Source organism: Ruegeria sp. C9, from assembly GCF_056537585.1.
In genome coordinates this window covers 189247-209118 of sequence record NZ_JBQFRU010000006.1, presented here as the reverse complement: position 1 = coordinate 209118, position 19872 = coordinate 189247, and the positions used below count along the sequence as shown (strand labels likewise).

15 protein-coding genes are annotated in these 19872 nt (G+C 53.9%); 7 read left to right on the top strand and 8 right to left on the bottom strand.

The annotated features are described in order from the left end of the window. Positions 1-92: 92 nt before the first annotated feature. Positions 93-2015, bottom strand: a complete 1923-nt coding sequence (locus tag ACR0NE_RS16785) for a DUF3604 domain-containing protein (protein ID WP_170597591.1) — start codon at positions 2013-2015, stop codon at positions 93-95. Between the two features lie 711 nt (positions 2016-2726). Here ACR0NE_RS16785 and ACR0NE_RS16780 point away from each other — a divergent pair. Continuing rightward, positions 2727-4502, top strand: a complete 1776-nt coding sequence (locus ACR0NE_RS16780) for an amidohydrolase (protein WP_170597589.1) — start codon at positions 2727-2729, stop codon at positions 4500-4502. A 438-nt stretch (positions 4503-4940) separates the two neighbouring features. Continuing rightward, the gene (locus ACR0NE_RS16775; protein ID WP_170597587.1) at positions 4941-5642 is read left to right on the top strand and encodes a hypothetical protein; all 702 of its coding nucleotides are present in this window, start codon (positions 4941-4943) and stop codon (positions 5640-5642) included. 171 nt (positions 5643-5813) lie between these two features. On the opposite strand, the gene ACR0NE_RS16770 is transcribed toward ACR0NE_RS16775, so the two are convergent. The 4 genes from ACR0NE_RS16770 to ACR0NE_RS16755 are packed head-to-tail and all read right to left on the bottom strand — an operon-like array spanning position 5814 to position 11679. Continuing rightward, positions 5814-7331 carry an ABC transporter permease gene (locus ACR0NE_RS16770; protein WP_170392769.1) on the bottom strand — a complete coding sequence of 506 codons (1518 nt, stop codon included), beginning with the start codon at positions 7329-7331 and terminating at the stop codon, positions 5814-5816. A 10-nt stretch (positions 7332-7341) separates the two neighbouring features. Beyond that, positions 7342-8391, bottom strand: coding sequence for a quaternary amine ABC transporter ATP-binding protein (locus ACR0NE_RS16765; protein WP_170392768.1), 1050 nt, complete (start codon positions 8389-8391; stop codon positions 7342-7344). A 58-nt stretch (positions 8392-8449) separates the two neighbouring features. Beyond that, positions 8450-9418 (bottom strand): ABC transporter substrate-binding protein, encoded by a 969-nt coding sequence (locus ACR0NE_RS16760; protein WP_170392767.1) that lies wholly within the window; start codon positions 9416-9418, stop codon positions 8450-8452. 35 nt (positions 9419-9453) lie between these two features. After that, positions 9454-11679, bottom strand: coding sequence for a DUF1989 domain-containing protein (locus ACR0NE_RS16755; RefSeq protein ID WP_480459766.1), 2226 nt, complete (start codon positions 11677-11679; stop codon positions 9454-9456). Positions 11680-11882: 203 nt separating this feature from the next. Here ACR0NE_RS16755 and ACR0NE_RS16750 point away from each other — a divergent pair, with 203 nt between their 5' ends. Then, positions 11883-12893 carry a LacI family DNA-binding transcriptional regulator gene (locus ACR0NE_RS16750; protein WP_170597582.1) on the top strand — a complete coding sequence of 337 codons (1011 nt, stop codon included), beginning with the start codon at positions 11883-11885 and terminating at the stop codon, positions 12891-12893. Between the two features lie 659 nt (positions 12894-13552). Here the strand turns inward: ACR0NE_RS16750 and ACR0NE_RS16745 are convergent. Beyond that, positions 13553-14401, bottom strand: a complete 849-nt coding sequence (locus ACR0NE_RS16745; protein ID WP_170597580.1) for a LysR family transcriptional regulator — start codon at positions 14399-14401, stop codon at positions 13553-13555. 86 nt (positions 14402-14487) lie between these two features. Here ACR0NE_RS16745 and ACR0NE_RS16740 point away from each other — a divergent pair, with 86 nt between their 5' ends. From ACR0NE_RS16740 to ACR0NE_RS16725, 4 genes are all read left to right on the top strand, one after another. After that, complete coding sequence (locus ACR0NE_RS16740; protein ID WP_170597578.1) at positions 14488-14955, top strand: cytochrome c; 468 nt, start codon at positions 14488-14490, stop codon at positions 14953-14955. 13 nt (positions 14956-14968) lie between these two features. After that, on the top strand, positions 14969-15877 hold the full coding sequence (locus ACR0NE_RS16735) for a c-type cytochrome (protein ID WP_480459764.1): 909 nt from the start codon (positions 14969-14971) through the stop codon (positions 15875-15877). A gap of 158 nt (positions 15878-16035) precedes the next feature. Further along, positions 16036-16917 (top strand): cation diffusion facilitator family transporter, encoded by an 882-nt coding sequence (locus tag ACR0NE_RS16730; protein WP_170402537.1) that lies wholly within the window; start codon positions 16036-16038, stop codon positions 16915-16917. Positions 16918-17076: 159 nt separating this feature from the next. Further along, positions 17077-17922, top strand: a complete 846-nt coding sequence (locus tag ACR0NE_RS16725) for a hypothetical protein (protein ID WP_480459762.1) — start codon at positions 17077-17079, stop codon at positions 17920-17922. 74 nt (positions 17923-17996) lie between these two features. On the opposite strand, the gene ACR0NE_RS16720 is transcribed toward ACR0NE_RS16725, so the two are convergent. After that, the gene (locus tag ACR0NE_RS16720; protein WP_170392761.1) at positions 17997-18644 is read right to left on the bottom strand and encodes a response regulator; all 648 of its coding nucleotides are present in this window, start codon (positions 18642-18644) and stop codon (positions 17997-17999) included. Further along, positions 18641-19783 carry a sensor histidine kinase gene (locus ACR0NE_RS16715; RefSeq protein WP_170597576.1) on the bottom strand — a complete coding sequence of 381 codons (1143 nt, stop codon included), beginning with the start codon at positions 19781-19783 and terminating at the stop codon, positions 18641-18643. Before ACR0NE_RS16715 ends, ACR0NE_RS16720 begins: the two co-directional genes overlap by 4 nt. Between the last annotated feature and the right edge of the window lie 89 nt (positions 19784-19872).

Sequence of the window (19872 nt, the reverse complement as noted above, 5' to 3'; positions counted from 1 at the left end):
CAAGGAATTGCAACTCAAGGCGCGCCGCTTATCATAAGAGCGTCCCGAGTTAGTGATTGCGACCTGGGTCCCCAAATCTGCATGAAGTAAGGTCACTCTGCAGGCGTGTACCAAATCGGCGAGGAATACGCGCGCTCCTGATGCGTAAGTACCGCATCTTCTGGCAGCTCCGCACCAAACCTCAGTTTGTCGTACAACACCCAGCGTGGGGTTGGGATTTCGAGCGCACGTACGTAATAGAATGCCCGCGCATTTGGATCGAAATCAGGGTCAGACCAAACGGTTACCAGTTCGGCGGTTCCAATTGTATTGGTCCAGCTGGCGGTTTCCAGATCCACGGTATTCCCAACCGCAGGGATCTTGCCGTTTTGATCGGCAACACGGTTGTCCGACCATGCCACGTCATAGACGTTTTCCTGCAAAGCACCTTCGGAATCGAGCCATCCCTTTATCACCTGTACACGATCCAGGTTGGCCCCGACCGGGTCGCGCAGAGCAGCGATCAGGAATGTGGGTGGACCTTCACCCTCGCGAGGTCGCAGATCCGAACCCATTGGAACACCTTTTGTGTAGCCCACATCCGCAAGGAAGCGAGTTTCGACATCAGCGTCGAGGAAATCCCATCCGCCAAAGAACCGTAGACCAATCCGCGGTCCAGTGCTCGCGTAGGTTTCGCGCCGCTTGAACGCATCGAAGATCGCAGCGCGAGTATTGTCGGTCGCCCAAACGGCCGTGTACCCGGAAGCTACAAGGAGGTCGCCAGGAATTTCGCCAAGATCGTTGGCGATGAAAGGATGCTTTATTCTCGTGGCCGAAGGTTCAACGCTGACGGATTTTCCGAAGAAGTTGTCTTCCTCAGCAGTTGCCAGAGACGTATGGCTGTCCGTCGCGCCACCCATGCCAAACTTATATGGATTCACGCCGAACTTCTCTTCCAACAACAAACCGCGCTTCAAGGCTTCTCGGGCGTACTCGCCGGCCAGCATGTCATCGGTTTTCAGCTCGGTTATGTCGAGGTTGCCAACGTCCCAGTTTTCGTAATCCGCGAATTCGTCGTCGGGGCTCAGATAGGGGTGCGCTTCGCCATCGCCCTTGATCTGAGTGACTTCGTAATGGGGTTCCCATTTTGCGCGGGCAGCCACATATTCCTCGTCGACCTTGCCTCCGTGATAGGTGTCTTCGGTCGGGAACATCCATCCGTTCGAAAGGTTGCCATTATGGGCGAAAGCTACCGCGCGACCACCCGTTTTTTCTTGATAGTCATCTAGCCATGCATACAGCGTTCTTGGGTCGGTATCACCAAATGGCGGTTGCGTGACTGGCGGCACCATCTGAAGCGCCCTGATGGGCCCATCGCGCAGCATAACATTCCGGTGCAGGTTGAAGCCCTTGGGTACAGAAGTCCACTCGAACCCTATGAACGCCGTGAAATTGCCGGGGTCGTTATGTTCTTCCGCAGCCAGAACGATTTGCTCCCATGTAAAAGCAAAAGCGTCAGCACCCGGGCTGTAGGAGTCCAGAAGGACTTCTGGCAGGGTCATTTGCGAGAAATTGGTGATGATATCGAACGCCGCTTTGCCGGCCTCTTCGCCGCCTGCCTTGTAACCTTCGTACCATTCCAAACCTTTCGGATCGGCAAGAACGCCTGGCTTGCCAGCCTGAAGGTCAGGGGCGAATCCCATTAGGTCAGTGTGATCCGTGAGAACCATCCAGTCCAAAGGCCGGGCCAGTCTTACTGGTTGACCCGTTGAAGAAGTAACCTGTTCACCTTTTGCAAAACGCCATGCTTCATCAGGCAACAGAGTGTTCCCAAAAGCACCTGCGTCCAGCGAAAGCCCGGTGTGAAGATGCGTGTCTCCCCACAGCGGTCGCTCGGGGAAAGTGCGTTCGGCATACGGGGAATACGGTTGATCTGAGAACAAGCCTGCCGCGGCTTCTTCACTTGGAACAGCATCTGCAAGGACAGACGATGATGTCAGCCCTAGTGAGATAGAACAAACAAAAGCTCGAAGCATGTGGAACTCCTAAATCAAGATAGCGCGGTGGTGCCGATGACCTACAACTCAAGAATTTATATTCCTATTTATCTATATAACATCAATTTTCCGTTTGTGGGGATATTCCGCTTTTGGCATTGTCACGATGGTACACTTAGGAGTTTGTCTGAAGAAGTTGGTCTAACAATAACTCCATAAGCCATCTCCTAGATTGTTGTGCTCAACATCGATAACGGAAGCTTTAGAGAAATTGCGACTCAGCACCGTTAGGATTGGCAAATGCTCGGCCGCCCTCCATTGCAGCAGCCATCTAACTTTAAGATGAAGGCCTGAGATGGATCTTGGGATGATTTAAGATCAGCAACTCGCCGCAGCCCAAACCAGGCCTTCAAACCTGCGCCTTGCAATTCTAGCTTTGCAGACTTTGCCGCTATTAGCGATTAACTGTTTTAATGTCCGCTCTCAGATCAAAGAAGAAAGCAAAAAAAGCGGTCAGGCTAAGGAAAGCTGACCTTCGACGACCCGGAGCTGAAGGCCCCGCTTGCGGACAAAGCAAGGGTAAATTTCAGAACTGAATCGCGGTAATTTAAGTTGCTAATAGTATCAAGATATTCAACGCTGTGCATCAGATGGGCGCGCGCGCATTGCTCGGAAGCTTGCTTGAGGGTCCCGTTCAGCCAATCCCTGCGTTGGCGAGGATCAATGTTTGCACAATGATTGGATAGCCCCATGGCCTTCTCATTTCGCTTCCTGTTAGCGCCCGTTGCATTAATCGCCCTTGCGACGACGGCAGTACACGCTCAAACCGCCGACACCATATACACCAATGCGCAGGTCTATACGGTCGACCCTGAACAAGAATGGGCCCAGGCGTTTGCGATTGAGGATGGACGTTTCATTGCTGTCGGTTCAGCAGAAGAAGTCGTTGCGCTGGCTGGGAGCGAGACTGAAACGATCGACCTTGCGGGTGCGATGGTATTGGCGGGCCTTTATGACATCCATGTTCATTTCCGCAATTGGTACGTTGCTGCGGCATTGTCTGACGAGGTGATCCTACTCCCGGGCGATGCCGACCCGGAAGCGGCAGCGGAGTTGATTCGCGAATTTGTAGCTGCGCGCCCAGATCTCGAATACCTTTTTGGATCTGGATTGGCCAACGAGCTGTTTGATGGAGAACCGAACACTACTTGGCTTGATGAGGCAGTCTCTGATATTCCGGCCTATATTATCACTGCAACCGGGCACGAGGCAGTGCTGAATACACCGGCGATGATCGATAGCGGTATTGATGTCGATACACCGGACCCACGGAACGGGATCATTGTGCGGGATCCAGAAACAGGAGAAGCAACAGGCTACATGAAAGAGGCCGCGATGGGTCTTTACGCGATGCCATTTCTACGCGGGCTGGATATCGAAACCCACGTTGATGGCGCAAGGGACGTGCTACACTTGCTTGCCTCAATGGGTGTGACATCTGCCAGAAACATGCATAGCGAATTGATAAATGTGCAGGCGCTACATCGGCTTGCAACGACCGAGGGGCTTCCGATCAGGGTTAGTGTGGCGTGGACCTACGATTCTCCGACGCGGGCATATCAATCCGTGGAAGACCAACGTGCTGCAATCGACACGTTTCAAGACTTGATCGCGCCACGGCTGGACCCAACCTTTATTAAGGTCAATATCGATGGCATCCCGACTGAAACCGGTGCGATGCTGGAACCTTTCCTGACGAACGCCTCGAAAGCGGAACAGTCCCAATCTGACGCGGTTTCAAAGTATGATCCTCTTGCTTCTGGTCAGGGCGACTATGGGCTAATCTTTTTCACCGAAGAGGAACTTGTGGCCGACATTATCCGGTTTGAAGAACAAGGTATGAAAGGCATGGTTTTCCACACTGTGGGTGATCGCGGTGCTAGGCTTGTTCTGGACGCAATGGAAATCGCACGAAACCAACTGGGCGAGCTGAAAGGCCGCTACCAGCTTGCCCATTCGTTTTTCATATCGGAAGAAGACATGCCAAGACTGGTAGAACTCGATCTGACACCGGAATTCTCGCCAGTACTATGGTTTTCGAACCCCCACAACGATGTCGTCAACCGCGTGGTTGGCCCGGAACGCGCGCAGAGGGTTTTCCCAATGCGCTCTGTGGCTGATGCCGGAGGACGGGTCGTTATCGCTTCTGATGGTCCGTTGTTCATGCAGACCCCATTGGCATCGATAGAGGCGGCCGTGACCCGTATCGACCCTGTGGCTGACACGAGTCCACCCGATCCTGCGGTGGGCCAAGCGATCACGCTGAAGCAGGCAATTGATGCCCGCACAATCAACTCTGCATACTTGGATTTTGCGGACGAAGAGCTTGGCTCAATCGAAACCGGCAAGCTTGCCGATTTCATCGTGCTTGACCGCAACCTATTTGAAATTTCGATCTCGGAGGTCAGTGAGACGCAGATATTAATGACGTTCGTCGAGGGTGAGATGGTTTTTGAGGCCAAATAACGTTTTGATCTGAGTTTATTTAACTCACTGGCACCAAGGCTTCCGAAAGAGATCCATGGTCCAGGCTCTCTTGGGGGTTACAAGGCCATGCGCTTGTGAACGCACCGGGTTCAATTCGGCAAGGCCGAGCGCCTGTACAAGTGTTTGTTTCAAGGCACGCCTGCAACCATGTAATTCTCGCTTTCCGTGTTTCTTTTTCATTGGCAAACCTTGAGTCATTGGGCGCGATGGGCTCGAGGCACGTGTTTGGCAAACTTGAATAATTGGCTGTTAAGCAGACAAAAGCTGCCGTTGATCGTTCAGTACGATCGGTACTCAAAAAACTAGTCGGTGGGCATTCTGAGAAAGCCGCTATCGCACCTTCTTCACTTTCTGGGTTGTGCTTTTGATCTCAACGAGTGTCTCATCAGCTTGTAATGTGTTCGTTGGATCTTAGCCGTGTTCGAAGCGCCGACATACCTCGCGATAACATCGATTGCAGTCATCGGTACTGTTCACGTCTTCTGCGTGTCTTTTTTCCGCAGATTCCCGGCCCCGGCAAGCTGGCTATCTGATTTTTCATCAGGGATCGGACTTGGCTATGCTTTCCTTTTCTTGCTGCCAAAAATCGGTGAATTGTCAGCCGGTTTAGCTGCAACCGGGAAATGGGAATACTCGCTGTATGGTTACTCTCTGCTAGGATTTCTCGCTTACTACTTGTTGGAAGCCGGTCGCGAGATAGGGGTCGACAACAGGTTGTCTCTTGGCTTGGATACAGTGGCACTCGGAACCTATAACTGCTTGCTTGCCATTACAGTCATGCAAGCAACCGCAACTTCGCCTGAACTGTACGTCATAGGAACGTTGGCCTATTCGCTGCATTTATTTGGAGTGAATATTTATCTATATAAAACCCACCCCGGGCATATGTCTGGATGGCTACGTACATATTTTGTCGCTTCACTTACGGTCGGCATATTGATCGGTCTCAACGCGGACAAAAGTAGCATGCTCTATTCAATCGCGACCGGGTTAACGGGGGGCGTGATTATAGCTCTATCTCTTCGGGTTAAACTGCCCGATCGTTCTTCAATGAATACAAAGGCTCTTTTGATTGGTGTGGTGTTCGCTGCGGTCGCAGTCGTTGTAACCCGGTACTGATCCGAGGACACTATTGGACTTTTCTTTAGATTAATGCACCGGATGTTTCTCAGCCTTTTTTGAGAGGTATGGGCAAAGCATCGGATTGCTCTTCAGGCAGCGCCCTCTACCAATTGGCTTTGAAAACACACTTAGAACTTCAGACGGATGATCGTGCGTTTGCCACAATTGTTATTTTCGTCCGGCCACAATCCGATCTAAGATTAACGCGCAGAACAAGATTGCCAAACCGGCCAGAATTCCTTGTCCCGCCGCTGCGTATTGCAGTGCCTCTAGCACGTCCTCGCCCAAACCCTTGGCTCCGATCAGCGAGGCGACTACAACCATTGCCAGAGACATCAGGATAGTCTGGTTCACACCTGCCATGATGGTTTTGTGCGCCAAGGGCAGGTCTACCCGCCATAGCAGGTAACGAGGCGTTGCTCCAAAGGCCAAAGCGGCTTCCCGCACAGTTTCAGGGACTTGTTGCAGGCCAAGTACGGTAAAGCGGATTACCGGAGGGCTACCGAAAATCATGGTTGCAACTACGCCTGCAGGCTTTCCAGATCCAATAAAAGCCACCACCGGGATCAAGTAGACGAAGGAGGGCATTGACTGCATGAAATCTAGAATGGGCCGCACGATGGCAAAAGCACGTGGGCGACGGGCGCAGTAGATACCCAATGGAATGCCCAGCGTGATCGAAATCAGCGCCGCGGCGCCCAACAGGGCGATTGTAGTCATCGCCTTTTCCCAAAAATCCAGCAGGCCTAGATAGGCCAGCGCGGCTCCGGTGAAGATCGCCACACGGGGACCAGCCGACAGGTAAGCCAGCATGATGATCACCAAAGCTACGACCGGCCAGGGGGTATCGACCAGCACAACCTCGATCCAATCCAGCAGGGTGCGCATACCATAGGTCAGCCCATCAAAGAAGCCGCGCCCGGCAGTCTTGGTCCACTCGAACACCGCTTGCACACCATCGCCTACGTTCAGACGCCAGTCCCGGTTGGTTGGGAAGGTCTTGAGCACAGCCACCGCGTCCGGTTGTGCAAATTTGATCATAGACAGGATCACCACCACAGCGGTCAACGCCGTTGCCACAATCAGCCGAGAGATAGACCAGCCATGGGCTACACTTGGGTCTGAACGCCAGCGCGCGAATTGACCTTCAAGCGTCCAGTTGGCCAGCGAAGCAGCTAAAAACTTGACTGCCAGCAGAAGGGCGATCCCAATGATCAGATACGTGACACCGGTAGAGTCCGCTGTGCGTGCGGCCTCCTGCGCGCCAGCCAGAGCACCTTCAAGTGATTCCGCCGCGCGTTTCAACGACTCCAACGTGGTCGACCCGGATTGCTCCGCCGCTGCAATCTGCTGTCGGCGCAGCTCCAGTGTCTGCTCGATCTGTATCGCCCGCTCGCGGAACTCGCGCCCAAGATCACCAAACAAACCCAGACCGATCTGGATGTAGGCCAGCGTTTCCAAAACCAAAAACCCGAGAAACCACGACCACAGCCCGCGTGCACCAAACCAGATCGGCCCGAGGATTGCTGCAGCTGTGTTTAAAGTAAAGCGATAGCCTGGGGCCTGCATCATGTAGGCGAAGGTCTTCTGGTAATAGGCGTTCCCCTGACCGACAAAATCTCCTATTAGCCCATTCAGACGGTCGGCGGTTTCCGGTTGGATCTGTTGCGTATCAACATGTTTCATATCGTTACCCTTACGCCTGACTGTCCTGAATTGCGCGGATCAAACCCGCACGGTTAATAACACCTACCGTCTTGCCATCCTGCGTCACGGCTACGACTCCATGTCCGTCCACGCAGAGGTTCATCAGGTCGGACAGATCCATATCTGGGTGAGCCTCTTTGGCATCCTCCGGGAGTTCGCCGTGATGTGCCTCGAACTCATCGACCGGTTTCATGACCGCATGGGCGAAGATCATATTGAGTTTCGAAATCCCCGCCACAAAGTCGGCCACATAGTCGTCAGCGGGGTTGAGTATGATCTCTTCCGGTGTGCCGATCTGCACGATGCGCCCGTCCTTCATGATCGCGATGCGGTGGCCGATGCGGATTGCTTCATCCAGGTCGTGGGTGATAAACATCGTGGTTTTGTTCAGCTTGTGACTGAGGTCCATGAACTGATCCTGCAACTGCTTGCGGATTAGCGGGTCTAGGGCCGAGAACGGCTCATCCATCAAAAGGATTTCAGGGTCTGCAGCGATCGCACGGGCCAGTCCCACGCGTTGTTGCATACCGCCTGACAGCTCATGTGCGTATTTGTCTTCCCAACCGTTCAGCTCGACCAGCTCCAGCACCCGGTCGGCCTCTTCCCAGCGGCGTGCTTTTCCGGTTCCGCGAATTTCCAGCGGCATTGCTACATTGTCGCGGACTGTGCGGTGAGGCATCAAGCCAAAGTTCTGGAACACCATCGCAACGCGCCGGTTACGCAGATCGCGCAGACCTTCATCGTTCAGGCCCATCACATCCTCGCCATCCAGATAGATATGCCCGTCAGTGGGCTCCAGCAGACGGTTCACATGACGCACAAGGGTCGATTTACCCGAACCCGACAGGCCCATGACGCAGAACAGTTCACCTCGTTCGATCTCAAAGCTGGCATCAGCCACGCCGACAACGCAGTTGAAGCGTTCCAGCACCTCGGCCTTGCTCAGGCCCTCGCTGTGGATAGCGTTCAAAGCCTCCTGCGAGCGTGTACCGAAAACTTTCCACACGCCTTTTGCGTCGATTGCTATTTCCGCTGTCATATTGGCCCCATTGGAATTGTGTTGGTTCGCGCCCCCGATAGTCAGGGGCGCATGGGCTTTAGTTGGTCGTCAGTCCCAGCCAACCGTCGACGATATCGCCGTTGGCGGCGATCCATTCGGCTACGACTTCATCCGTGTCACGGCCCTTGACTACGACTTCATAAGTCAGACCGCTTAGCTCTCCCGCATCCATGTCGATATTGGCAAGGAAAGAGGCCGCTGCCGGGTTGCGCTGTTCCAGCGATTTCGAATGCGCCACTGTCACGGTTTTGACCGGTTCACCCGTGCTGACATGGGATTTGTTATACCAATCGGCATCCTGATCGGGCTGAACCATCTTGTAGGTGGCCGCGTCGTGCTCGGGCTCTTCCAGAATGGTCACATCATATAAGGCGTGCACGTAGTGTGGCGCGTAGCAGTAGAAGGCCGCGCCTTTCTTCTGGTCGATCTGATCTTTCAGACGGGAATAGAACACGGTTTCGTCTTCGGTGGTCGGCGTCAGAAATGTCTCGATCCCATAATCCCGCACCCGCACCTTGAACGTGTTGGTCGAGGCCCAGCCCGAGGCACCAACCCAGACCTCACCCATGCCGTCGCCATCGGAGTCAAACAGCTCTTGCGCGACGGGTGTCGCCAGGTCGTAGATCGAACGGATGTTGTGATCTTCGACCATGTAGTTTGGCACGCAAATCCCGGCGCGGCCTTCGTAACTGCCTGAGGATAAACCTACGGTGCCTTTCTGATCGACATATTCATCCGTGAAGGACGACTGGTTCGGCAGCCAAACATCCGGGTGTACGTCGATGTCACCACGACCGCCATCCATGGCGGCAAAGATCACCGCGTTTGCTCCGGGGGCATAGCCAGCTTCTCCACCCAAGCGGGTCTCAATGATCTGGCCGATCACACGGCTCATTATTTTGGCACCGGGCCAGCTGGGCTCGCCCACCATAACCTTTTCTTGTGCCATCGCCGTTGTTGCGCCGAAAGCAAAGGTCAAGGTTGCAATAAGTTTCAGTTTTTTCATGTACTTTCTCCCGTTGCGTTGAGTTGCATGCGCCTTCAGGCGCGCGCCCGCTTACGTTGCGGGTCTATGAATGGAATATCCGAGACGGTGGCTCGCAGTCGTTTCATCCGCCCGTCGAGTTGACCGATCTCAAGTTGAGTGCCGTTTTCCGCGTGTTCGATGGATAACCGTGCCATTGCGATTGCGTGTTCCAGCGTCGGTGATCGGGTGGCAGACGTTACCACACCTACTTGCCGTTCACCTGTATAGACGGGTGCACCGTGCGCTGGCACATCATCGCATCCGATTAAAAGTCCTTTGAGCGCCCGACGTGGCTCGCGCAGGTTGCGTTCCAGTGCGGCTTTTCCAGTGAATTCGGTTTTTGTCAGATCGACGGCGAAGCCAAGACCAGCCTCAAAGGCATCGACACCCGGCGCAAACTCGGCATTGGCCGCGGCCAGCCCCGCCTCTATCCGGATGACGTCCAGGGCGGCCGAGCCCATTGGCGTGATCCCAAACTCTTCCCCAGCCGCCATCACCGCATCCCAGATCGCAACGGCGTCGGATTTGGAACAGAAGACCTCATACCCCAACTCACCGGTATACCCCGAGCGTGACAGCATAAACGGCGCACCCTCGCGGTCACGTAGCCGCGCGACGGTGACGCCGAACCATTTCAGATGATCCAAGCCTGGCACATGCGGTTGCGTAAAGGCGATCTTGCGTAGCAGTTCGCGCGACTTTGGCCCTTGAATGGCCAGGTTGGGCATTGCTCCACGCAACGCATGGATCCGCACTTGCAGGCCACGCGCATCGGCCAGTTCTTGCAACGCGCGCCCGCTTTCCTCGGTGCCGCAACACCAACGGAAGATTTCGGGCGCAAGTCGGAACAGGGTGCCATCGTCGATCACCGAGCCGCTCTCGTCACACATCAATGTATAAGACCCGCGCCAGACCGGTAGCTTCGCCACATTGCGCGTGGTGGCCAATTGCATCAGAGCCTCGGCATCCGGGCCGACAATATCGAATTTGCGAAGCCCGCTCATGTCCTGAACAGTCACTGCCTCGCGACAGGCCCAGTATTCACCCAACGTGCCGTGGGCAGGGTAACTGACGGGCGCCCATAGGTCGCGCGCAGGTGCGAAATGCTGGGTTAACGGGGCCAGACGGTCGTGAAAGGCCGACTCCTGACTGATCGACATGGGCGCGTCTTCCTTTTCACGATAGGCAACCGCACGGCGGATGGGCGTTTCGGGGCGGTAGATGCGTACATGCACATCGGTCGGGTTCCAGCCATTGATGGGATCAATGTCGTCCGGGCAGGCGGTCGAGACGCAAACCAGATCCTCAAGCGCGCGCATGGCGACATAGTCACCGGGACGCGAGTGGGATTCCTCGGTTAGAATGTGATGGTTCGTCGGGTCGATCCATGTATTCCAGAAGAAGTTGATTGCAGGCCACGCAGCCCGCTGTGAAACGCCGTAAGGGGCCAAGGCATTTGACATATTATCCGAACAGTTCAGATGGCCGGGGAACCCTCGCTCCTCATACCCGCGAGCGGTACAGGCTAGCCCGAATGTGTCATGCCGACCGCAGGTATCCTGAACCACATTCAACAGCGGGCGCATCTCACGATCAAAGAATTTGTCCAGCAAGCCGGGGCCGGGATAGGCACGGCGCACCATCGACCGAGTGGCAGTTGAATCGATCATCCATTCCTGGCCACGATCCAGCCCATCAGTTCGCAGCGCCATGAAGTCAGAACACTGCTGGCCTTCAATGTCGATGATTTGAACAAATTCTCCAGCCTTCAGTTCATAGGCCAGAGCGCTGCCGCGTTGCACGGTGAATTCGTCCCGTGTATCACCCAGCAAAGGTGGCAAAGGCGGCCCTTTGACCATTGCTGGTTTGTGCAAGACTGTGATGTTCCCGGTCGTACTGCCTTCAATCAACCCTGTGACCGCGGTTGTACGGATCACCCAGACAGTAACCGTGCGGTCTGCGCGGAGAATCAGCGGCTCGGGTATATGGTCCAGCATGTGACAGGGAACCTGCCGACTGCCGCCATGCGCCGTAACCCAGGTCAGGAGCTGTGTACTGTCAAAATCGTCCCATTTGACCTGCCCGGTTGCAGTCAAACTCAGCGCCGCCAGTCCCGACTTTCCATCATTGGTGAACGCCACAACATCCAGTGCCTGCTCTGGACCAACCCCTTCTATCGAAAGCAAATCACCGGGCTTTACGACCAGTCGAACAGCCTCACGTGGGGCAAGGATATGCATGCGGGTGTCAGAAGCGTTTTGAAACCCAGGAAACAGGCGGCCAGGGCTGTCAAACCCCGAGTTGGTAAACGCATGTAAGACGGATGACCCCTGCATATCGCTGCTGAATTCCCAAAATGTAACTAGTTACAGAGGTTGATGAAACTAGTTACATATGTCAACTCTTTACTCTGAAATCCGCGAAATGGACACCAAATCCTACGATGCAAAAAGCCCCAGAGTCTAAAAAACGCGCAAATCTCAGAGATGTAGCAAAGGCTGCGGGCGTGTCTGTCGCGACGGTGTCGCGCGTGTTGAACGAACCGAGTGTGGTTAAGAAAGATACTCTGGAAAAAGTTCAAGCCACCATCGCTGACCTCAAATTTGTCCCAAGTGCGGCCGCGCGCGCGATCAACTCCGGACGCACTAGATTTGTCGGCGCATTGGTCCCAACTCTGGACAACGCGATCTTTGCCCGCTTTCTTGCGGCGCTAGAGCGCAAGCTGTCGGACCACCAATTATCACTGATCGTAGCAACCACCGAGGCAAATCTGGATATCGAAGCCAAGAAAGCCAAAAGCCTGCTGGATATCGGAGCTGAGGGGCTGATTATCACCGGAGCCACACACAATGCCGCGCTGCTCGATCTGATCGAGCGCACTATGTTGCCAACAATCATTACGTCTTTCTTTGACCCCGAAAACCCGTTGCCGACCATCGGGTATGATAACGCGGCCGCGGCGCAACTTGCATTGCAGCACCTTGCAGATCTCGGACATCGGGACATTGCTGTCGTACATGGCCCGGTTCACGACAATGATCGCACACGAGCTCGCCTTGCAGGCATTACAACCTTTCCCTTCGCTGGAAATCTTTCAACCTTCGAAACCGAGATCAGCCATCAGGGCGGAGTAAACGTTGCAAAACACCTCGGCGGTCTAAACACCAAACCAGATGCAATTTTATGCCTATCTGACGTCGTTGCGCTTGGGGTTTTGCTTGGTCTTCAAGCGCAAAACATCAGCGTCCCGGACCAGATTTCTATGATGGGCGTTGACGACCTTCCAATTTCGTCCGTGACCGTTCCGCCACTGACAAGCGTGCATCTACCTGTTTCTAAGATGGGTGAACGAGCAGCAGACGCGCTAGCCGATTGGATCGCTTCTGATCAGGCACCTAAATCCGAAGAGCTCGCCACACGACTCGTTGTTCGGAGCTCTACAAAACGAATTTAGACGACCTGGGCATCACGATTTGCGAAACGAGCGAGGCTATGGATGATGCCGAAGGCCTAGTACGGGCTCTGATCGCCGGCCCACCCAAACCACAGTGGATGTCAGAGAGAAGCGCGTTTGCTCATCGGTCGAGACGCAGCTAATACCTGAGAAATTCTAAGAAGGGCGCTGACTAATCGGAAATGCCTTGACTTGCGAGTGTTAGTGTCTGCGCTCCTCTAAGGAAAAATAACATATAAAATCAGTAAACTAATATCTATCGAATCGCAAAGCTATATGTCTCCCCACATTCCTGTTGTTTAAAGTCAAGCGAACCCGACCTAACCGTCATAGTTGGACCAGACAAGCGGTGGACGTTCGTCATCAGAAGACGCCCCCAATGTTAGACATTAGTTGAATTTGACATTTGCTTCATAAACTAACCCACCGCCTCCAGTTCAGGCTCCGACGGACTGTTTGGTTTGATCTGACTTCCCTTTCGGAAAATCAGAGCTGATTTGTAGGTCAGGCAGCGAACAATGGGGTTGCCTTAGAGGTCAGCCGCGCCTTTTGCGACGTTAGTAACCTTAATGATCGCGCGCTTCCTGCCACCGGACGAAACCCTTGAAGGCCTGAAAGCGTACAGTCCGCCCGAGCGAGGGCGCGACTTCCCGTTGTTCTCAGCGGCAGAGTGTTTTGTTGGCTATGCGATCAACCAAAGCTCGTTGTACAATGGCAAACCTCGGAGTGTGTGCTATTTCATCAAGTGTCGCGACCCACAGTGGAACATCAATTCCAGGATCCATCTCGCTCGATAGCTGAAGCCGAGGGTCCGCGTTCCCGATGAACAAGGGCAGAAACGCTCTGCCCACCCCAGATGCAGCCATCTGCTGAAGCACTAAGAAGCTATCTGCTCCGTTGGTCATTTCATCCGCACTGACATGATCGGCAAGCCATTTTGCTGGAAGAGAACGACTCAATGCCCCATCAAGCCGCAACCATTTTCGATTGGTGCCGCCGTCGTCGAAAACTCCAAATGACAGCGTACCCGCGCGTTCCCCAACAAGCCCTTCTTCAAGTTTTATGGAGGGTCTTACGGCGATGTCCGCAGTTAATCTCGATAAATCATGATGGCTGTTGCCGCTCAATAAAGTCAGCTCCAAGCCAGGGTATAACTGGGATATCTCTTTAAGTATCTGGGGCAAGACAAGCTGGCAAAGGCTGTCAGTTGACGCGATACGTACGTGACCTACTGGAGACCGGTTTGCTCCTACAAGCGCTCGTTCGACCGATAGCACCGCATCTTCGACGCTTTCCATAGCCGACAGAACAGTTCTGGCCTCGGGCAGGGCAGAGTATCCCGAAGGGCTTTTCTGGAAAATCACACAGCTATTGCGCTCTTCGAATGCGGCTACCCTTCGCAACACGGTCGCATGCGTGACGCCCAGTGCCGCTGCAGCTGCATTGAGTGAGCCGTATTTGCTTACGGCGAGTGCGTACCGAATATCATCCCAGTTTGCGTTGTTCATAAATTAACAAGTGACGACCAATAACAAACAATTACAAGAAAAATCGTTCAAGTTAACATTCGGAGCATTAAACAGGGAGACACATCATGAAGAAGAAGTTCTCAATATTCGCGGCAGGTCTTTTGTCATTAGCCGCAATTGGCACAGCCATCGCCCATGAAAGTGAAAATCCGGCTGTGAAAGCTCGTACCTCAATCATGCAACTCTATGCCTTCAATCTTGGTACACTTGGCGGAATGGCCAAGGGAGAGGTGGATTATGATGCCGAGGCCGCAACTCGGGCCGCGAATAATCTTGTTGTTCTGACACAAATCGACCAATCCGCGATGTGGCCCCAGGGATCTGACAATGTGTCCGATCCGACCACCCGTGCATTTCCTGCGATCTGGGAGAACTTCCCTGACGTGGGTGCAAAAGGGCAGGCCATGGCAGACGCCGCTGTTGCGATGCAGGCTGCGGCAGGTCAAGATGTTGATGCCCTGAAAGCAGCGATGGGCGATCTGGGCGGAAGCTGTTCGGCATGTCACAAAGCATACAGAGCTCCAAAGAACTGATTGGGCACTAACGGTGCGGCGCTTTCTTTTCTTTGTCGCAATCGTCATTGTTTTGGTCGGGTTGGCCGGTTTGGTCCTGACCCGACCTCAACGAATGGAACAATCACGACTCGACGGTTTGAACCCAGATCTTGCTAGAGGTGAAATCGTGTTCCACGCGGCAGGATGCGCATCCTGTCATTCAGCGCCGGATGCGATCGGTGAAGACAAGCTAGCGCTCGCTGGTGGTCGCCGGTTTGAGACGGAATTCGGCACGTTCATTGCCCCCAACATTTCCAGTGACCCGGAAGCTGGTATCGGATCCTGGTCTGCCCTGGATCTGGCCAATGCCTTGATCCATGGAACCGGACCCGAAGGGCAGCACTATTTCCCAGCGTTTCCCTATACCTCTTACGCCAACATGTCGGCCGAAGACGTGGTTTCGCTACACGCATTCCTCGGCACGCTGCCAGCGGCCGCAACGGAAAGTGTTGCGCATGACGTAGGTTTTCCTTTCAGCGTTCGGCGCGGATTGGGGGGATGGAAGCTCTTGTTCATGTCATCAGGCTGGGTGGTTGAAGGTGATCTGACCGACCAACAAAAACATGGCAGGTATTTGGTCGAGGCGCTGGGTCATTGCGCTGAATGCCATACCCCGCGAAATGGTTTAGGGGGCCTGAAACGAGACCTTTGGCTGACGGGTGCACCAAATCCAAACGGGAAAGGTCGTATCCCCGGCTTAACCTCAGACCAGCTTGATTGGTCAGAGGCAGACATTGCCGAATACCTAAAATCTGGCTTTACACCAGACTATGACAGTGCGGGTGGTGAGATGGTGGAAGTCATCGAGAACACCTCACGGCTGACGGATGAGGACCGTTTGGCGATTGCCGCCTATCTCAAGGCTGTTCCTGTTTCGTCGACCGGGCTTTCATCCGAATAACAGTCGTTTGGCGCCACGCAGCGGCGACCAGATGCTGTCGCCAATAGGATGCCGTAAGACCTATTCCCTTTTCGCCAAACACCTGTTTTACGTTTTGAACATCGGAGCTCACCAATCACCCGAGTTTCTGTTCATAATTGACTGAGGGTCGCGGCCAAATGACACAAAAAATCGCTCTTTGGTCTATCCCGATATCCATTGCGGTACTGGCCCTGAAACTGTTGGCTTGGTGGCTGACAGGTTCGGTGGCTTTGTTGTCAGACGCAATGGAATCAACCGTGAATGTTGTCGCGGCTTTGTTGGCGTATTTCGCAGTTCGGGTTGCCAATAAGCCCCCTGACCAAAACCACCCCTTTGGTCATAAAAAAGCGGAGTATCTTTCAGCCGTGGTTGAGGGCGCGCTGATTGTGTTGGCGGCGTTCTTGATCATCAGAGAAGCTGTACTGGTGCTCCCGAACCCGCATCTTGAGGATGCGCCGCTGCTTGGAATTGCCGTCAATATCGTTGCAACGGGTGTGAACGGTGCATGGGCCTTCCTCTTGCTTAGGACAGGTAGGCGCGAGGGATCGCCCGCCTTGGAAGCGAGCTCCCGCCACATTTTTACGGATGTTATGACTTCTGTTGGTGTCGTCGCAGGACTGATACTAGCGCTTGTCACCGGCTGGTTGATCCTTGACCCGATCCTGGCAATTCTTGTTGCGCTGAACATCTTGTGGGAGGGCTGGAAAGTTATTCGGGCATCCGTCGATGGCCTGATGGATGTGAGCCTGTCGGAACATGACTTGCAGACTGTTTCTAATGCAATCGAAGCAAATCTCGGCGCAGCCTTAGAGTATCATGACCTCAAAGGGCGCAGATCCGCGAATGTTATCTTTGTAGAGTTTCACCTTGTTGTGGATGGCACGATGCCAGTCAGCGCAGCGCACGATATATGCAACGACATAGAGGAAGAACTAGAGTGTCTGTACCCGGGTTCCGTCTTTGTCATCCACCTCGAACCTGATGACGAGCTGAAAGGCGACGGGGTTGATCCCCACTAAACTGCTCATTTGGTTCTGCAAAGAATCTATTGGTTTGACTGATCTGATTAAGACGTTCGGCTTGAAATTCGTCAGACCTAAGCCCGATGTGGGAAAGTCGGGCCGGTAGTAGCCTGTCTCCAATGTCACGAAGCGTGTCGATCAAAATTGGAGGCGAAAGTGAAAATTCAAAGAAAGCTGGGTCAACTTCTAAGTACCGCGGCGTTGGCTTCGTTGATTGCCGCGACGCCTTATGTACCAACCTTTGATGAAGATGGCCGTCTACATTTTGAACCGTCATATGCCTTTGCCAAAAGCGGCAAAGGGAAAGACGGGGATGATCGTGACGATGACAGGGATGATGATCGCGACGACGATCGGGATGATAACTCGGGGTCGGGTAATAGCGACCGTGGTGGCGACCGAGATGATGATCGTGATGACGATAGAGACGATGATCGAGACGACGACAGAGATGATGACCGGGACGACAATTCGGGGTCAGGAAAAAGTGGTCGCGACGACGATGATGATGACGATAATGACGATGATGACTCCAAACGCTCCAATAAGGGCAGCGGAAAGAAGGATAAGTCTAATTCAGGGGGCAAATCGTCGGGTTCGGCTGGGATAACAAAGGTCGAAACGAACGCCAACGGCATTGAGGTGCGTTACTCGGACGGAACCAAGGAAGAGATCGAAAACGGGCGGTATGAGAGAAAGAATGCTCAGAACCGAACTGTTGAGGAGCGCGCCGCGACCGGCGCTGACGTTTCAAGGCTTCGGTCCTTGGCGAATGGTATCTCAATCGAAAATGTACGCTCATCTGGGCAAGGCGGCACTGCTGGAAGTCGACCCACGAAAATCGAACGCCAAGGCAACAATATCGAAGTGAATTATGCCAATGGTTGGAAAGAGGAGATTGAGTTTGGGCGTTACGAGTTGAAAGACCCGTACAACCGGACTGTTGTCGAAAGAAACGCAACGGCCTCTGATCGCCGGAGGTTACAGTCGGTTGCTAACTGAACAGCAACTTCAGTCGATAATCGTTGGCGGCTTCTCTTAGTGAGAGGTCGCCATAGTCGTCAAAGAGACCGCAGCTATTCTCCCTTGTTCCAAACATCATGTGCAATGAGCGCGGCCTCTACCCGATTTCGCGCATGAAGCTTGGACAGGACCGCGGTCATGTAGTGCTTCACGGTCTTTTCCTGGAGGTCTAACTCGTCAGCGATTTCACGATTACTCAGTCCTTTGGCCACACGTCTCAGTATTTCTTCCTCACGATGTGTAAGGTCATCTAGAATGCTGCTGTTAACAGACATGCCGGTGTCAGCGTTGATTTGAAGAAGTACCCGCGAGGCCAAGCCAGGAGAAACGAACCCTTCACCTGCGGCGATGCTGCGTAAAGAAGCGGTTAGTTCGCTTGCGGTTACTCCCTTCACAATGTACCCAATCGCACCCGCCTCCAAGGCGTCCGCGACATCGCCGCTGTTCTCTGAGACTGTCAAGATTGCAATGACAGGTGGATTTGCCATCGCCGCGATTTTACGTGTCGCGCTTATCCCGCCACCGGGCATCGAGAGGTCAAGAATAGCTATGTCCGGCTGATGCGTGCCGACCAGCGATACTGCCTCTTCAGCACTGGACCCAGCGGCTAAAACTTCGAAGCCATCGGCTTCATCCAACGTGCGCTGCAAACCATCCCTGAATATCGGGTGATCATCGGCTATTACGACAGATGTAGTCATGATGTGCCTAACTTTCTGGGAAATAGTGTCATAGCTATGGTGGTGCCTTCGCCCGGTCTCGATGCGACGTCGAACCTGCCACCAATGCTCTCGACCCGATCTCGCAAGCCCATAAGCCCCTGGCCACCATCGTCTCGCAACGCGGTTTCTTCTGACCTGTCAAATCCTGGTCCGTCGTCTGTGATCTTTACAACTATGCGGTCGTTCTGCGCCTCAGCGATAACAGTGCACTTGGAAGCTGGAGCATATCTAGCGGCATTGGAAAGCGTTTCCTGGAGGAACCGAAAAACGCACAGTTTGTCGGACAATGACAACTCCGGGGCCTGGCTGCCCAGGAATGAAATATCCGGTCGCAACGGGCTGTGTTCGGCGTGATCCTCTACGGCTCTCTTCACAACATCGACGAGTGACAGGCTATCGATATCTGGCGCGGACAGCCCTCGCGAAATTGCACGAATTTCAGCCAGCGATTTTTGCAAAGACTGCTGAATTTCCACTGCCTCTTTAGGCCTTTCCGACTCTTTGGAAAACGCCGCCTCCAGCCTAAGGGCGGCGAGCGACAGGTATTGCGCAGGGCCATCATGTAGCTCAGCTCCAAGATTCTTGAGGAACCGATCTGTTTGCGTGGTATATCTTTCCGACGCCTCGACCACACGCGACCGCAGCAGCGCATTCTGCTCAGCCATCTTCTCACTTTCTTTCAACCGCTGTTTAAGAAGAGACCCCTGTCGTCGAATTGTTTTGTCGCCAATTGCGACAATGGAATACAGAACAATAGTACTTGCCAGAAATGCGGAGCCGACGACCAACCAACTTGTTCGCCTAGCCTTGGCTAAGTCTAACTCAAGCTGGTCAGCTCTTTCGTAGAACTCCGCAACTGCGATGATTTCGCCGGACCAGAGTTCGCGGATGGGGCTGTAAACTTCAAGCAGTGGTATCCCCAATGCCGCCTCGGCGGCGCTCTCGGCATGATCAAGCTCTTCGAAAGAGCCGGAGATATCTCCGCTCCACGCTCGCCTTAAATCATCCGTTGGATTGAAACGGTTTCCTATGATGTCTGTATCCGAGGCATGCGCAATCACACCGCCTTGCTTCCAGAATTTGTAGGAAACGATACGGTCACGCATTGGCTGGGTCATGAAAATCTCATCCAGCGCCAGGCTCGCCTGCTCAGAAAGGCGGTCGCCATGTGCCAATTCCTGGCTGAGCGGGGAAACTACGCTTTCCA

Excerpts from the sequence above, each read along its gene's own strand:
- ACR0NE_RS16785 (WP_170597591.1), bottom strand. The coding sequence starts at position 2,015 with ATGCTTCGAGCTTTTGTTTGTTCTATCTCACTAGGGCTGACATCATCG.
- ACR0NE_RS16780 (WP_170597589.1), top strand. The coding sequence starts at position 2,727 with ATGGCCTTCTCATTTCGCTTCCTGTTAGCGCCCGTTGCATTAATCGCC.
- ACR0NE_RS16770 (WP_170392769.1), bottom strand. The coding sequence starts at position 7,331 with ATGAAACATGTTGATACGCAACAGATCCAACCGGAAACCGCCGACCGT.
- ACR0NE_RS16765 (WP_170392768.1), bottom strand. The coding sequence starts at position 8,391 with ATGACAGCGGAAATAGCAATCGACGCAAAAGGCGTGTGGAAAGTTTTC.
- ACR0NE_RS16760 (WP_170392767.1), bottom strand. The coding sequence starts at position 9,418 with ATGAAAAAACTGAAACTTATTGCAACCTTGACCTTTGCTTTCGGCGCA.
- ACR0NE_RS16755 (WP_480459766.1), bottom strand. The coding sequence starts at position 11,679 with ATGCATATCCTTGCCCCACGTGAGGCTGTTCGACTGGTCGTAAAGCCC.
- ACR0NE_RS16750 (WP_170597582.1), top strand. The coding sequence starts at position 11,883 with ATGCAAAAAGCCCCAGAGTCTAAAAAACGCGCAAATCTCAGAGATGTA.
- ACR0NE_RS16745 (WP_170597580.1), bottom strand. The coding sequence starts at position 14,401 with ATGAACAACGCAAACTGGGATGATATTCGGTACGCACTCGCCGTAAGC.
- ACR0NE_RS16740 (WP_170597578.1), top strand. The coding sequence starts at position 14,488 with ATGAAGAAGAAGTTCTCAATATTCGCGGCAGGTCTTTTGTCATTAGCC.
- ACR0NE_RS16730 (WP_170402537.1), top strand. The coding sequence starts at position 16,036 with ATGACACAAAAAATCGCTCTTTGGTCTATCCCGATATCCATTGCGGTA.
- ACR0NE_RS16720 (WP_170392761.1), bottom strand. The coding sequence starts at position 18,644 with ATGACTACATCTGTCGTAATAGCCGATGATCACCCGATATTCAGGGAT.
- ACR0NE_RS16715 (WP_170597576.1), bottom strand. The coding sequence starts at position 19,783 with ATGACCCAGCCAATGCGTGACCGTATCGTTTCCTACAAATTCTGGAAG.